Origin of the sequence: Streptomyces sp. NPDC020362, from assembly GCF_040642095.1 — a bacterium.
Lineage (GTDB): Bacteria > Actinomycetota > Actinomycetes > Streptomycetales > Streptomycetaceae > Streptomyces.
Genome location: NZ_JBFAET010000057.1, coordinates 1 through 14039 on the forward strand (window position 1 = coordinate 1; position 14039 = coordinate 14039).

Annotated in this window: 15 protein-coding genes; 3 read left to right on the forward strand and 12 right to left on the reverse strand. The window is 70.4% G+C overall.

Annotated elements, in window-relative coordinates:
- The 8 genes from rocD to AB0H32_RS21535 all read right to left on the reverse strand — a co-directional run.
- Positions 1 to 1207, reverse strand: a 1207-nt coding sequence (rocD, locus tag AB0H32_RS21500; protein ID WP_361122847.1) for an ornithine--oxo-acid transaminase, incomplete at its 3' end; no start/stop codon positions are given.
- Positions 1207 to 2016, reverse strand: coding sequence for a dimethylargininase (ddaH, locus tag AB0H32_RS21505; RefSeq protein WP_361122849.1), 810 nt, complete (start codon positions 2014 to 2016; stop codon positions 1207 to 1209). The genes rocD and ddaH, both read right to left, overlap by 1 nt.
- A gap of 164 nt (positions 2017 to 2180) precedes the next feature.
- Positions 2181 to 2666 (reverse strand): Lrp/AsnC family transcriptional regulator, encoded by a 486-nt coding sequence (locus AB0H32_RS21510; RefSeq protein ID WP_361122852.1) that lies wholly within the window; start codon positions 2664 to 2666, stop codon positions 2181 to 2183.
- 38 nt (positions 2667 to 2704) lie between these two features.
- Entirely contained in the window at positions 2705 to 2872 is a 168-nt protein-coding gene (locus AB0H32_RS21515) for a hypothetical protein (RefSeq protein WP_361122855.1), read from the reverse strand.
- 81 nt (positions 2873 to 2953) lie between these two features.
- Positions 2954 to 3904, reverse strand: a complete 951-nt coding sequence (locus AB0H32_RS21520) for a cytochrome c oxidase assembly protein (RefSeq protein WP_361122857.1) — start codon at positions 3902 to 3904, stop codon at positions 2954 to 2956.
- A gap of 182 nt (positions 3905 to 4086) precedes the next feature.
- Positions 4087 to 5112: a 6-phosphofructokinase gene (locus AB0H32_RS21525; protein ID WP_361122860.1), complete on the reverse strand. Its 1026-nt coding sequence runs from the start codon at positions 5110 to 5112 to the stop codon at positions 4087 to 4089.
- A 279-nt stretch (positions 5113 to 5391) separates the two neighbouring features.
- Positions 5392 to 6120: a glutamine amidotransferase gene (locus AB0H32_RS21530; protein ID WP_361122862.1), complete on the reverse strand. Its 729-nt coding sequence runs from the start codon at positions 6118 to 6120 to the stop codon at positions 5392 to 5394.
- 21 nt (positions 6121 to 6141) lie between these two features.
- Complete coding sequence (locus AB0H32_RS21535) at positions 6142 to 7380, reverse strand: MurT ligase domain-containing protein (protein ID WP_361122865.1); 1239 nt, start codon at positions 7378 to 7380, stop codon at positions 6142 to 6144.
- A 151-nt stretch (positions 7381 to 7531) separates the two neighbouring features.
- Between AB0H32_RS21535 and def the strand changes: the two genes are divergently transcribed.
- On the forward strand, positions 7532 to 8071 hold the full coding sequence (gene def, locus AB0H32_RS21540) for a peptide deformylase (protein ID WP_361122868.1): 540 nt from the start codon (positions 7532 to 7534) through the stop codon (positions 8069 to 8071).
- A gap of 26 nt (positions 8072 to 8097) precedes the next feature.
- On the opposite strand, the gene AB0H32_RS21545 is transcribed toward def, so the two are convergent.
- Complete coding sequence (locus AB0H32_RS21545; RefSeq protein WP_361122871.1) at positions 8098 to 8742, reverse strand: TetR family transcriptional regulator; 645 nt, start codon at positions 8740 to 8742, stop codon at positions 8098 to 8100.
- A 170-nt stretch (positions 8743 to 8912) separates the two neighbouring features.
- Between AB0H32_RS21545 and AB0H32_RS21550 the strand changes: the two genes are divergently transcribed.
- Positions 8913 to 10169: an acyl-CoA dehydrogenase family protein gene (locus tag AB0H32_RS21550; protein WP_361122874.1), complete on the forward strand. Its 1257-nt coding sequence runs from the start codon at positions 8913 to 8915 to the stop codon at positions 10167 to 10169.
- 84 nt (positions 10170 to 10253) lie between these two features.
- Here AB0H32_RS21550 and AB0H32_RS21555 read toward each other — a convergent pair whose 3' ends face one another.
- The 3 genes from AB0H32_RS21555 to AB0H32_RS21565 all read right to left on the reverse strand — a co-directional run bounded on the left by AB0H32_RS21555 (position 10254) and on the right by AB0H32_RS21565 (position 13157).
- On the reverse strand, positions 10254 to 10775 hold the full coding sequence (locus AB0H32_RS21555; RefSeq protein ID WP_361122877.1) for a cupin domain-containing protein: 522 nt from the start codon (positions 10773 to 10775) through the stop codon (positions 10254 to 10256).
- Positions 10776 to 10782: 7 nt separating this feature from the next.
- Positions 10783 to 11943 carry a cytochrome P450 gene (locus AB0H32_RS21560; protein WP_361122975.1) on the reverse strand — a complete coding sequence of 387 codons (1161 nt, stop codon included), beginning with the start codon at positions 11941 to 11943 and terminating at the stop codon, positions 10783 to 10785.
- A gap of 149 nt (positions 11944 to 12092) precedes the next feature.
- On the reverse strand, positions 12093 to 13157 hold the full coding sequence (locus AB0H32_RS21565; RefSeq protein ID WP_361122880.1) for a type III polyketide synthase: 1065 nt from the start codon (positions 13155 to 13157) through the stop codon (positions 12093 to 12095).
- Between the two features lie 164 nt (positions 13158 to 13321).
- Here AB0H32_RS21565 and AB0H32_RS21570 point away from each other — a divergent pair, with 164 nt between their 5' ends.
- Positions 13322 to 13984 (forward strand): transcriptional regulator, encoded by a 663-nt coding sequence (locus tag AB0H32_RS21570; RefSeq protein ID WP_361122883.1) that lies wholly within the window; start codon positions 13322 to 13324, stop codon positions 13982 to 13984.
- The last annotated feature ends 55 nt before the right edge of the window (positions 13985 to 14039 follow it).

Below are 14039 nucleotides of genomic sequence, written 5' to 3' on the forward strand. Positions count from 1 at the left end.
CCTTCTCCAGCGAGCCCAGCGCCGAGTGCAGTTCCTCGGACGTGATGGTCAGCGGGGGCGCCAGCCGGATCGTGGAACCGTGGGTGTCCTTGACCAGGATCCCCTCCCGCATCAGGCGCTCGCTGATCTCCCGGCCCGTGCCGATGGCCGGGTCGACGTCGACACCCGCCCACAGCCCGCGCGCGCGGAAGCCGGTCACGCCCCTGCCGACCAGCCCGGCCAGCCCGTCGCGCAGCAGCAGACCCAGCTCGGCGGCCCGCCGCTGGAACTCACCGGTCTCCAGCAGCTCGACCACCGCCGTGCCCACCGCCGCGGCCAGCGGATTGCCGCCGAACGTGGAGCCGTGCTCACCCGGGTGCAGCACGCCCAGCACCTCGCGGCGGGCCACCACCGCGGACACCGGCACGATGCCACCGCCGAGCGCCTTGCCGAGCAGCAGCACGTCCGGGACGACGTCCTCGTGCTCGACGGCCAGGGTGGTGCCGGTGCGGCCGAGGCCCGACTGGATCTCGTCCGCGATGAACAGGCAGCCCTTGCGGCGGGTCAGCTCACGGACGCCGGCCAGGTAGCCCTCGTCCGGGATGATCACCCCGGCCTCGCCCTGGATGGGCTCGATCAGCACCGCCGCGGTCGTCTCGTCGACCGCCTCCTCCAGCGCGGCCAGGTCGTTGTACGGCACGATCCGGAAGCCGGGCGTGAAGGGGCCGAAGCCCGCCCGGGCCGTCTCGTCCGTGGAGAAGCTGACGATCGTCGTCGTGCGGCCGTGGAAGTTCTCCGCCGCGACCACGATCGTCGCCCGGTCGGCAGGGACGCCCTTCACGTCGTACGCCCACTTGCGGGCCACCTTGATGCCGCTCTCCACCGCCTCCGCGCCGGTGTTCATCGGCAGCACCATGCCAAGACCGGTCAGTGCCGCGAGCCGCTCGGCGAACTCGGCGAGCCGGTCGTTGTGGAAGGCCCGGGAGGTCAGGGTGAGCCGGTCGAGCTGGCGGTGAGCGGCCTCGATCAGCGCCGGGTGCCGGTGGCCGAAGTTGAGCGCCGAGTAGCCGGCCAGCATGTCGAGATACCGGCGGCCCTCGACGTCCTCCACCCAGGTGCCCTCGGCCCGGGCGACGACCACGGGCAGAGGGTGGTAGTTGTGCGCGAGGACCGGCTCCTCCGCCCGGATCAGGTCGTCGGACGTACGGGCGTGCGCGGGTGCGGTCATCAGCGGATCTCCTGGGTGCAGCACTTGATGCCACCGCCGGCCTTGTGGAACTCCGACAGGTCGACGGGGACGGGGACGTAACCGTGTCCGTCCAGGCGCTCGGCCAGCGCCTCGGCCTTCGGGGCGATGAAGACGTGACGGCCGTCGGACACGGAGTTCAGGCCGAACGCCATCGCGTCGTCGCGGGTGGCGAGCACCGCGTCCGGGTACAGGCGCTGGAGCACCTCCCGGCTGCCCGGCGAGAAGGCCTCCGGGTAGTAGACGATGTTGTCGTCGTCCAGGACGAACAGCGCCGTGTCCAGGTGGTAGAAGTACGGGTCCACCAGGCTCAGGCCGATCACGGGGTGCCCGAGGAACTCCTGCGCCTCGCGGTGGGCCTCACGGGTGGTGCGGAATCCGGTGCCGGCCAGCACGTAGCGGCCGGTCCACACCAGATCGCCCTCGCCCTCGGTCACCGCCTCGGGGCGGTACACGTCGTAGCCCGCCGCCTTGAACCAGGTGTCGTAGTGGAGCGACTCGGCGCGCCGCTCCGTGGCGTGGAAGAGCGAGCCGAAGACCCGGCCGCCGACCACGAACGCAGCGTTCGCGGCGAAGACCATGTCCGGCAGGCCCGGGACCGGATCGACCGTCTCGACGTCGTGGCCGTGGGCACGGTAGGCGCGGATCAGCGCCTGCCACTGCTCCTGGGCCAGATCCACGTCCACGGGCGTGTCGGGGTGCATCCAGGGATTGATCGCATACTGCACGGCGAAGTGTCTGGGTTCGCAGACAAGGAAGCGCCGGGGACGCGGCACACGGCTTTCGGCCACAGAGGGTTTCCTCCGCTTTCCTGTGTGTCACTGGGGGGTCACACAACGGTAGGAAGGGAGGGAGAGGGACGACAAGAACGGAAAGCTGCGCGCATGCGCAGCATCGCTGCGTTCTCACCGGGAAGAACGCACGAGATCTGCGCGCGTACAGGTTTGCCTCGCGATCATTCGGGTGCCGCGTGGGTGGCGCCCGCCTCCGGGCTTTCCGGGAGGAGGTGGGACAGCACCATCACACTGATCGTCTTCCGGATGAACGGTTCGTCGCGGATCCGCTCCAGCACCTCCTCGAAGTGCTGCACGTCGCGCGCCCGCACGTGCAGCAGCGCGTCCGCGCCGCCGGTCACCGTCATGGCCGCCGTGATCTCCGGGTGGTTGCGCACGACCTCCGCCAGGCGCCGCGGCGGGGCCGCACCCTCGCAGTACACCTCGACGTACGCCTCCGTGCGCCAGCCCAGTGCGGAGGGCTTCACGGTCGCCGTGAATCCGGTGATCACACCGGTCTCCCGCAGCCGGTCCACGCGCCGTTTCACCGCGGTGGACGACAGCCCGATCGCCCCGCCGATCTCGGCGAAGCTGGTCCGGGCGTTCGCCATCAGCGCGGTGATGATCTTCCGGTCGAGGTCGTCGAAGGACGTGGTCCTGCTGTTCATGCGGGCACTGTAATCAGCCAGGCCCGCGGAAGGAGAACCTAGGACTGGGTGGCCACCATGGCGAGTGTCAGCAGCCCCAGCACCACCCAGCCGAACCACAGCCAGCCGTTGCTGCCCAGCGCGACCGTGTAGGCCGTCACGACGACGAGCCCCCCGACGGTCATCGCCCCCATCGCCTTGGTGGAACCGTTCGTGGAACCGGGCATCGCGACACCCTCCTCATGGTCCGTCCTCGACCATGGTGCCCCGATTTCCCCCGGGAGGGGATACCGCGGGATGCCGGGAACTCAGCCCTTGCGTGCGTTCAGCGAGGCCAGGTAGGCGTTGTACGCCTGCAGCTCCTTGTCGCCGTCCCGGTCGGCGGCCCGGTCCTTGCGCTTGGCCTGCCGCTGCTCGGAGCCGTACCACTGGAACAGCAGCGCGATCAGCACCAGCACGGACGGGATCTCGCTGAACGCCCAGGCGATCCCGCCGGCCGCGTTCTGGTCGGAGAGCGCGTCGATGCCGAGCGAGGCGGGCGGGTGCCTGAACGTGTCGATCATCGGCTCCGACGCCATCATCAGCGCGATACCGAAGAACGCGTGGAAGGGCATGCCCGCGAACAGCTCCAGCATCCGCATCAGATACCCCGGCCGGTGCGGGCCCGGGTCCACGCCGATGATCGGCCAGAAGAACACGACGCCCACGGCGAGGAAGTGCACCATCATCGCGATGTGCCCGGCCCTCGACCCCATCAGGAAGTCGAACAGCGGCGTGAAGTACAGCGCGTACAGGCTCGCGACGAACAGCGGGATCGTGAACACCGGGTGGGTGATGATCCGCATGTACCGGCTGTGCAGCAGCGCAAGGAGCAGCTCACGCGGCCCCTTGCGGCCCTTGCCGGCCACCGGCAGCGCGCGCAGCGCGAGCGTCACCGGGGCGCCCAGCAGGATCAGGATCGGCGAGAGCATGCTGATCACCATGTGCTGCACCATGTGCACGCTGAACATGACCATGCCGTAGTCGTTCAGCCTGGTGCACATGACCAGCGCGACGGTCAGCACGCCGACGACGTACGACACCGTGCGGGAGAGGGGCCAGGAGTCCCCGCGCCGGCGCAGCCGCACGACCCCCCACCCGTACAGAGCGAGCCCGGCCACGCAGGCGACGAGGAAGAAGGGGTCCGCCGACCACTGGAGCCCCCGCCCCAGCGTGAACGGCGGCAGATCCATCATCATGCCGTGCCCGCTGTGATCCATCCGGCGGCTCCTGATTCGTGGGGGTTGTGCGGTTTCTGTCCGCACTCAGGTTACGGCCGGGTCCGGTCACCCCTGCGACCGGGGTCGGCCGTAACGCGCCCCGAAGGGGCGCGGGCAACCGCGCGAGCACGCACGAACGACCCGCACCCGGCGACGAATCGGAACCCCCTACGGCGAGTCCCCTACAGCACGCACTCCGCCTCGTCGTACCGCTCCGCGGGAACCGTCTTCAGCGTCTCCACCGCCTCGGCCAGCGACACCATCACGATGTCGGTCCCGCGCAGGGCCGTCATCTGCCCGAACTCACCGCGATGCACGGCCTCCACCGCATGCCACCCGAACCGAGTGGCCAGTACCCGGTCATAGGCGGTCGGCGTCCCGCCCCGCTGCACATGCCCGAGGATCACCGGCCGCGCCTCCTTGCCGAGCCGCTGCTCCAGCTCGACCGACAGCTGCCGCGCGATCCCCGCGAAGCGCTCGTGGCCGTAGATGTCCTTGCCGCCCTCGTCGAACTCCATGGAGCCGGGCCGGGGCTTCGCCCCCTCGGCGGCGACCACGATCGCGAACCGCTTGCCCGCCTCGAACCGCTCGCCGACCTTCCTCGTCAGCTCCTCGATGTCGAAGGGCCGCTCCGGTACGACGATGGCGTGGGCGCCGGCCGCCATGCCGGAGTGCAGCGCGATCCAGCCGGTGTGCCGGCCCATGACCTCCACGACCAGCACGCGCTGATGGGACTCGGCGGTGGTCTTGAGCCGGTCGAGGGCCTCGGTGGCGACACCCACGGCCGTGTCGAAGCCGAAGGTGACGTCCGTGACGGCGATGTCGTTGTCGATGGTCTTCGGGACGCCGACGATGGGCAGGCCGTTGTCCGACATCAGCCGGGCCGCCTTCAGCGTGCCCTCGCCGCCGATCGGGATGATCGCGTCCAGACCCAGTTCCTCGACGTGGCCCCTGGCCCGCTCCACGCCGTCCCGCAGGTGCGAGGGCTGGACCCGGGAGGAGCCGAGGATGGTGCCGCCGCGGGCCAGGATGCCGCCCACCGCATCCAGGTCGAGCTTCAGATAGTCGCACTCCAGGAGGCCCTTCCAGCCGTCCCGGAAACCGATGACCTCGTCGCCGTGGTCGGCGACGGCACGGTGCACGACGGACCGGATGACGGCGTTCAGGCCGGGGCAGTCGCCGCCTGACGTGAGGACACCAATGCGCATAGCCCGAAATACCTTCTCAACGTGGGCCCGGAAACCGGACCACGTCGTCCGGCGGATTCCCGGTCACCCTACCGGCGGGAGGGGGTGGCTCCGTAGCGGGCGTCCGCCTGCTGGACGCGCCCGCACATGTGAGCGGACAGGCCGTCAGGCGGGCCCGCCACGAGCCTGCCGGAACACGCTGAGACGCCGCTGAGACGACGCTTACGCACGACGCTGTGCAGCAGTGGTCGCCCAGGCTGCTGCACAGCTGTCGTTACGCAGGCTGCTGTGCGGCTGTGGTCACGCAGGCTGCTGCGCAGCCGTGATGCGCTCGTTGCGGAGCGCCTCGTACCAGCGGTCGTCGAGCGGCGGCAGCGCGTTGACGTCGAGCGCCAGCTTCAGCAGCAGATCGGCGATCTGCGGGTTGCGGGCGAGGACCGGTCCGTGCATGTACGTACCGAAGACCGTCCCGTTGTAGGCGCCCTCCGTGCCGTCCCCGGTGCCGTTGCCCCGGCCCAGGCGGACCTGGGCGAAGGGGCGGGCCGTGGGGCCGAGGTGGGTGACGCCCTGGTGGTTCTCGAAGCCGGTCAACTGGGGCAGGCCGAGCTGCGGGTCGATGTCCGCGAGGACGTCGCCGACGCACCGCTCGCCCTCGCCGCGCACCGACACCACGTCGAGCAGACCGAGGCCCGGCTCGCGCTGGCCGAGGTCGTTGATGAACTCGTGGCCGAGGATCTGGTAGCCGGCGCACACGGAGAAGACGATGGCGCCGTTCTGCACCGCCCGCTGCAGATGCCCGTCGCGCCGCAGCCGCTCGGCCGCGAGGCGCTGCGGACGGTCCTCGCCGCCGCCGATCAGGTAGATGTCGCCGGAGGTCGGGATCGGCTGGTCGCTGCGCACGTCCAGCCGGGCCACGTCCAGGCCGCGCTGCCGCGCCCGGCGCTCCACGACCAGCGCGTTGCCCTGGTCGCCGTAGGTGCTCAGCAGGTCCGGGTAGATCCACACCAGCCGCAGTTGGTTGTCACTCATGAGGTGATCGCCCTTCGAAGATCAGTTGCCGACGCGGCGGCGCAGGTCCTGGAACGCGGTGTAGTTCGCGATGACCTCGATGCGTCCGGGCGGGCACAGCTGCACGGCCTGGTCGAGGTTGTCGCAGACCTGGAAGTGCTGGTTCGCGACCTCCAGGCGGACGGCGAGGTCCAGCTTCCGGTCGCCGACGACGAAGATCGGGTGACCGGTCAGCCGCGTGTAGTCGACGTCCCACAGCCAGGAGGTGTCGGTGCCGTCGGCCCCGCGCGCGTTCACGGACAGGATCACCGGGGCGGGCGGCGGGTCGATCAGGGAGAACGTCTCCAGCCAGCCGGCCGGGTTCTTCGCCAGCAGCAGTCGCAGGTCACGGCCCTCGAACTGGACGACGTCGTAGCGTCCGGCGACCGCCTGGACCTGGTACATCCGCTCCAGGGCGACCTGCGGCGGCACCCCGAAGACGGCGGCGACGGCCGCGGAGCTGGCCGCGTTCGCCTTGTTGGCGCGGCCCGGCAGCTGCAGGTGGATCGGCCAGGCCGACCCGTGCGGGTCCAGCACATGGTCCCCGGACAGTGCCCAGGTCGGCGTCGGCCGGCGGAAGCCGCACTCACCGCAGAACCACTCGTCGCCGGGGCGCTGCATCACGCCACCGCACGACGGGCAGGACCAGGCGTCGTCCTTCCACATCTGCCCGGCCGCGACCCAGATCACATTCGGGGAGGAGGAGGCCGCCCACACGATCAGCGGGTCGTCGCAGTTGGCGACGATCACGGCCTTGGACCCGGCCAGGCCCTCGCGCCAGTTCTCCGCGAGCATGCGGGTCTCGGCGGCGCGGTCCAGCTGGTCACGGGAGAGGTTGAGCAGGGCGATGCACTTCGGGCTGGTGTCCCGTGCCACACCGGCCAGGTACTTCTCGTCGACCTCGATGACGCCGTACTTCGACTCCGAACCGCCTGCGAGGGCGGAGGTGATGCCGGCCGGCATGTTGGCGCCGAGCGCGTTCGACACGACCGGACCCGCGGCGCGCAGCGCCTCGGCGATCAGCCGGGTGGTCGTGGTCTTGCCGTTGGTCGCCGACACCAGGACGACGTCCAGGTTCTGCGCGAGCCTGGCGAGCAGGTCGGGGTCGAGTTTCAGCGCGACCCGGCCACCGATCACCGACCCGCTGCCGCGCCCCGCGGCACGAGATGCCGCAGCGACCGCCTTGCCCGCGGTCACGGCCAGCTTGGCCCGCGGCGTGAGCGGGTCCGAGTTGCCTGCCATCAGTTCTCGATCCTCCTTGCGTACGCGCCGCGCCCTGGGCCATCCGGCAACGTGGTGTGGGCCTCAGCCTATCGAGATCCGTTCGCACACCCGAATCCCGGCCCATGGCGGAGCGGCGGGCATGAGCTGAACGAACCGTACCCTTGCCGCCATGCGACACGGCTCGATCCCGGGCGCCCGCGGGCGCGTCCGCCCTCTTTCCCTGCTCCACGACCCCGTTCTGCACGACCCCTGCCGGGACGTCACGGACTTCGGTCCCGAACTCGCGGCACTCGTGGAGGACTTGTTCGCGACCATGTACGCGGCCCAGGGGGTGGGCCTGGCCGCGAACCAGATCGGGGTGCCGCTGCGGGTGTTCGTGTACGACTGCCCGGACGACGACGATGTGCGACATCTCGGACATGTGGTGAATCCGCGACTGGTGGAGACGGACGGCGTGGTGATCCGGGGTCCGGAGGGCTGTCTGTCCCTGCCGGGGCTGGAGGCGGGGACGGAACGCTACGACCACGCGGTCGTCGAGGGGTTCACGGTGACCGGGGAGCCGGTCACCGTGCACGGCACGGGATTCTTCGCCAGGTGCCTGCAGCACGAGTGCGACCACGTGGAGGGCACGGTGTACGCCGACCGCCTCAGGGGCTGGCGTCACCGCAGGCTCATGCGGCAGGTCGAGCGGGCTTCATGGCGCCGGTGAACCGTGGGTGAAGGGGGGGCGGGGTGTCAGAACCCCGGACCCCCGAGCTTGTCCCCGGCCGCCGCGAGACGTCCCCACAGAAGATCCGCGAGGGAGCGGACCAACTCCGCGCGGGAGCAGGGCCGCTCGCCCAGCCACCAGTCGCCCGCCGCATGCATCATGCCGACGATCCCGTGCCCCCAGACCCGGGCGAGCTGCTGGCTCCCGGGCCCGAGGTCCACCCGCTCCTCGATCACCTGGGCCAGTTCCTCGCCCATCCGCCGGAGCAGTGGAACCGAGTGCTTGCCGACGTCGAACCCCTGGTCGCCGCCGGTGCTGCCCTCCGCCGGATGCATGAGGAACCGATACACCTGAGGGCGTGCCTCGATCGCGGCAAGATAGGTGTCCAGGGTGGACTCCACCCGCTCCCGCCGCTCGGCCGGAGCGTCCAGTGCCGCCCGCAGCGAATCGAGGAGTGCGTCCGTGTGCCGCTTGGCAAGTGCGGCGTAAAGCCCGCCCTTGTCGCCGAAGTGGCGGTACAGAATGGGCTTGGTGATACCGGCCTCGGCGGCGATGGCGTTCATCGAGGCCTGCGGGCCGTCCCGGAGCACCACCCGGTCGGCGGCCTCCAGCAGCTCGCGCCGTCGGCGGTCGGCGGACCGCTGCTGATCGGTCCGCTGTGTGGTGTCCATGTGCTCTCCCCACCCGTGCTGATTCGGTGACGCCTGCGCAAACTAACACTGCCTGTGCCTCTGACATCGAACGGGCTGCTGAGGCGTCATCGGGAGTTGACTTTTCCTACCGGTGAGTAACACACTCGGGTTACCGCTAGTAACATCATACCGTCGCTGCTGGAGGGGACATGGCAGAGTTCACCATGGAGCTGAACGACGAACAGAAGGAAGTCCGGGACTGGCTCCATGGCTTCGCCGCCGACGTGATCCGCCCCGCGGCGGCCGAGTGGGACGAGCGCGAGGAGACCCCCTGGCCGGTCATCCAGGAGGCCGCCAAGGTCGGCATCTACTCGCTCGACTTCTATGCGCAGCAGTACTTCGACCCCACCGGCCTCGGTATCCCGATGGCCATGGAGGAGCTGTTCTGGGGGGACGCCGGCATCGCCCTGTCCATCGTGGGCACCGGCCTGGCCGCCGTGGGTGTTCTCGCCAACGGGACCGAGGAGCAGATCGGCACCTGGATCCCGCAGATGTACGGCGACCAGAACGACGTCAAGGTCGCCGCGTTCTGCTCCTCCGAGCCCGACGCCGGATCCGACGTGGCCTCCCTGCGCACGCGTGCGGTGTACGACGAGGCCAAGGACGAGTGGGTGATCAACGGCACGAAGACCTGGGCGACCAACGGCGGCATCGCCAACGTCCACGTCGTCGTCGCCAGCGTCGACCCGGAGCTGGGCTCCAAGGGCCACGCCTCCTTCATCGTCCCGCCGGGCACGCCGGGCCTCGCCCAGGGCCAGAAGTTCAAGAAGCACGGCATCCGCGCCTCGCACACCGCGGAGGTCGTCCTCGAGGACGTCCGCGTCCCCGGCTCCTGCCTGCTCGGCGGCAAGGAGAAGCTGGACGAGCGGCTCGCCCGGGCCCGGGAGAAGGCGAAGGCCTCCGGCGGGGTGGGGGTCCCCCCGGCCGAAGGCTGGGGGAGGGTGAAGAACGCGGCGATGGCCACGTTCGAGGCGAGCCGGCCCGCCGTCGGAGCCATGGCGGTCGGTACCGCCCGGGCCGCATACGAAGTTGCTCTCGACTACGCCAGGACCCGGGAGCAGTTCGGGCGGCCGATCATCGACAACCAGGGGGTCGCCTTCCAGCTCGCCGACATGCGCACCCAGATCGACGCGGCCCGGCTGCTCGTCTGGCGCGCGTCGTGGATGGCCGTCAACGGCAAGCCGTTCACCGCGGCCGAGGGGTCGATGTCCAAGCTGTTCGCCAGCGAGACCGCCAAGAAGGTGACCGCGCAGGCGATTCAGATCCTGGGCGGGAACGGGTACACGCGGGAGTACCCGGTGGAGCGGATGCACCGGGACAGCGCGATCTACACGATCTTCGAGGGCACCAGCGAGATTCAGCGGCTCGTCATCGCGCGGACCTTGGCCGGGATGCCGATCCGGTAGCGCCGTCAGGGGCGCGGGTGCGCTGCGGTCCGCCGGTTCGCCGTGGCTTGTCGCGCAGTTCCCCACGCCCCCGGGTGAGGACGGTCACCCGTGTCTCAGAGGGGTGAGCTGCTGGATGTCGTACCTGGCCCGCAGCTCCTGGATCGCCTCCTGGTCCGGCGGACCCCCGTTGCCCAGGATCTCCAGCAGTTCCTCGAAGTAGCGCTCGTGGTCCGGCGGGGGAGACGCCTGGAAGAACATCCTCGCCGGGGTGTCCGTCGGGTTCGCGAAGGCGTGGGGGCAGCCCGGGGGGACGACGATGACCGTGCCCGGGGTCGCGCGCACCACCCGGCTGCCGGAACTCGACTCCCACCTGCGCCAGTTGTCGGGAGTGCGCACGCGCGGCTCGAAGGCGAGGACGTCCAGCTCGCCGTCGAGGACGTAGAACAACTCCTCGCTGCGGGTGTGCACATGGGCGCCGACGTCGAAGCCCGGCGGGACCTCCACCTCGAAGGTGGAGGACGTCCGCGAGTGGGTTCCGGTGACCTTGAACGTGACCCGCTGGGCCGGTGTCGCGACGACCCGGCCGTGTCCCGGCGGTACGAGCAGTCCCTCGGTCGCCGTCATGGGCTACTCACCAGGTCACCGGCAGGGCCTCGGGGCCCCGGATCAGCGCGCCCTTCTTGAAGGGCACCTGGTTCGGCGGTACGGCAAGGCGCAGGCCCGGCACCCGGTCCAGCAGGGCGTCCACCAGAAGCTCCGACTCCAGCCGGGCCAGCATCCCGCCGGGGCAGTAGTGCGGGCCGAAGCCGAACGCCACGTGCGGGTTGGGGCTGCGGGAGACGTCGAGGGTCTCCGGATCCGGGAAGACGTCCGGGTCGCGGTTGGCCGCCACGTAGGAGACGTAGACCGGGTCGCCCGCGCGGATGAGGGTGCCTCGGATCTCCACGTCCTGGGTCGCGATCCGGGACAGGCCCACGGCGTTGCGGTGCGGGATGTAGCGCAGCAGCTCGTCGATGGCCCCCGGGCGGATCTCCGGTTCGCGGCGCAGCCGTTCGACCAGGTCCGGGCGGGTCAGCAGCAGGTAGAACATCTGCCCGCTGTTGTTGGTGACCGCCTCGCCGCCGATCTGGAGCAGCACGGCGAGGCCGACGGCCTCCTCCAGCGTGACCTCGCCCCGGCCCACCGCGGCACCGAGCAGTGAGGTGACGTCCTCGGCCGTGCTGCCCTCGCGCAGTCCGATGAGGCCGGAGAAGTACGCGCTCATCTCACGCTTGGCCTTCTCGCTGGCCTCCTTGCCGTGCGAGGAGGACAGGATCAGCTGGGTCCAGGTGTGCATGCCGTGCCGGTCGGCCGCCGGGACACCCATCAGCTCGCAGATCACCGCTATCGGGAACGGGCTGAGGACCGTCGCCGTGAGGTCGGCCGGCGGGCCGTCCTGGAGGAGTTCGTCGACCAGCTCGTCCAGCATCACGCGCGACTTCCCGCGGACCCGTTCGACGCCCTTCGTGGTGAACGCGGCGGCCACCGAACGGCGCAGCCGGGTGTGGTCGGGCGGGTCCAGGAACCCGACCGCGCCCCGGTCCGGGATGAAGTGCGGGGCGAGCCGGGTCACCTGCCTGCCCATGACCGCCTCGCGGCTGAAGCGGGGGTCGTTGGCCACCATCCGCACGTCGTCGTAGCGGGTGACCAGCCACGCCCAGCCCTCGCCGTTGGCCAGCTGGATGCGGGTGACCGGGCCCTCGTGCATCAGCTCGGTCAGCACCGGGTCGAAATCCGTCCCGCTCAGGTCCATCGCCGGCCAGTGCCGGACCGGTGGCAGGGGCTGGGGGAGGGGATCCCAGAGCGGCTCGGCGCTCTCGGCGAGGTTCCGGGAGAGGGGCTCTTCGCTCACGGTGAGGGTCTCGGAGAGGGGCTCTTCGCTCGCGGTGAGGGTCTCTTCGCTCATCGTCTCATCTCGTCGCTCTGGACCCAGCGGCCCACGGTCATCTCGGCGGTGATGCCGGGGCCGAACCCGGCCAGCAGCCCGCGCGCCCGGTGCTCGGCACCGCCCTCGTCGAACAGCCGGCGCAGTGCGTCCAGAACGACGGCGCTTGCGATGTTGCCGTACTCGGTGAGCGTGGCCCGGCTGAACCGGAACGCGTGCGGTTCGACCTTCAGGAACTTGCTGAGGTCGTCGAGTATTCGGGGACCGCCCGCGTGGATGATGTAGAAGTCCAGGTCGGAGGCGTCCCAGCCGTGATTGCCCGCGAGGTCCTGGAGCGCCGGGGCGAGCGGCTCCATGGTGGTCGGCACCCGCTTGTCCAGCAGGAAGTGGAAGCCGGTCGCCCGGACGTCGTACGCGATCCAGTCCTCCGTCTTGGGGATCAGGTACGAGCCGTTGCGCTCCAGCTGGACGCCCTCGCCGCCCCGGCCGCGCACCACGGCCGCGGCGATGCCGTCGCCGAACAGGCCGTTGGACAGCAGCGAGCCGACGCCGAGGTCGGTGGGCTGGTAGCACAGCGAGCAGAACTCGCAGGCCACGATCAGGGCGTTGCCCTCGGGGTAGGCCGAACAGAAGTCGTGGGCCCGGTTGATGGCGGCGCCGCCGGCCGCACAGCCCAGCTGGGCTATGGGGAGCTGGCGGGTGTTGGACGGGAAGTCCATCTCGTTGATCAGCCACGCGGTCAGCGAGGGCATCATGAAGCCCGTGCACGACACGTAGATGATGACATCGATGTCGGAGGTCAGGAGCTCGGCGTCGTCGAGCGCCCGCTGGATCACCGCGGGGACGCGGGCCTTGGCCTCGGCCTCGTAGAGCTTGTTGCGTTCCTCGAACCCGGGGTGCTTCAGGGTCTCCTCGATGGGCTGCACGATGTGCCGGGTGCGGACGCCCGTGTTCTCGATCAGCCGGAGGGCCAGCGGGAGCTGGGGGTGGTCCGCGTGGTGCTCGCGTGCAAGCTCCAGCGTCTCCTCCATCGTGATCACGTGTTCTGGTACGGACACCGAGGGTCTGCACAAAGTCGCCATGAGCCGTCCCTGCTTTCGCCGTCCGGCAGGCCTCTGCCCGCCGGTCAGAAGGTGGTCCACCCAGGTTCACCCGAGGGGGCGATGATCTCTCGTCGGATTACTCCGAATCGGGGACAACGGGTAGGGATCGGATCTGGAGCCCGCACCCCGCGACGGAGGAACCGATGACGCTCTCGGCCGCTGAACTACTGGCCTCGACGACCGCCCGACTCGCGCCGGACCCCCAGGCCAACCCGCTCGTTCCGGCGATCGCCCGCGGCGGGGCGAGCCGCGGGACCCTCGCAGCCCTGGCCCTGGAACAGCAGTGGGTGATCGCCGCGGACCGACGGTCCTTCGTGCATCTGGCGGAACGCGCGGCCGGCATCCCCGCCGCGGCCGGCTTCTTCGCCTCGCTCGCCGAGGGCGAGACGCTGGCGGGGGAGCGGCTGACCGCGTTCGCCGAGGCGTGCGGTGTCACCGCCGAGCGGGCCCGCGCCTACGACCCGCAGCCCGGCTGCCAGGCCTACCCCGCCTATGTGTCCTGGCTCGCCCTCAACGCCTCCCCGCCGGACGTGATCCTGGCCCTCACCGCCAACTTCTCGGCGTGGGGCGGCTATTGCGCCCGCATCGCCGAGGCCCTGCGCACCCACTACACCTTCCCCGACGAGGCCTGCGCCTTCTTCGACTTCTTCGCGCAACCGGCTCCCGACCTGGACGCCCGGGCGACGGCGGCGGTGGACGAGGCGCTGAAGGAGGACCGGCTGGACGTGGTCGCAGCCCATCGGTACGGCCGCCTTCTGCAGGCGTACGAGGCCACGTTCTGGAACTCGCTGAAGGCGATCCCCTAGGGGGGCGGGGCTGTGTTCCCCATGCGGCTCGGCCGCGTGGGCGCGACCAGCCACC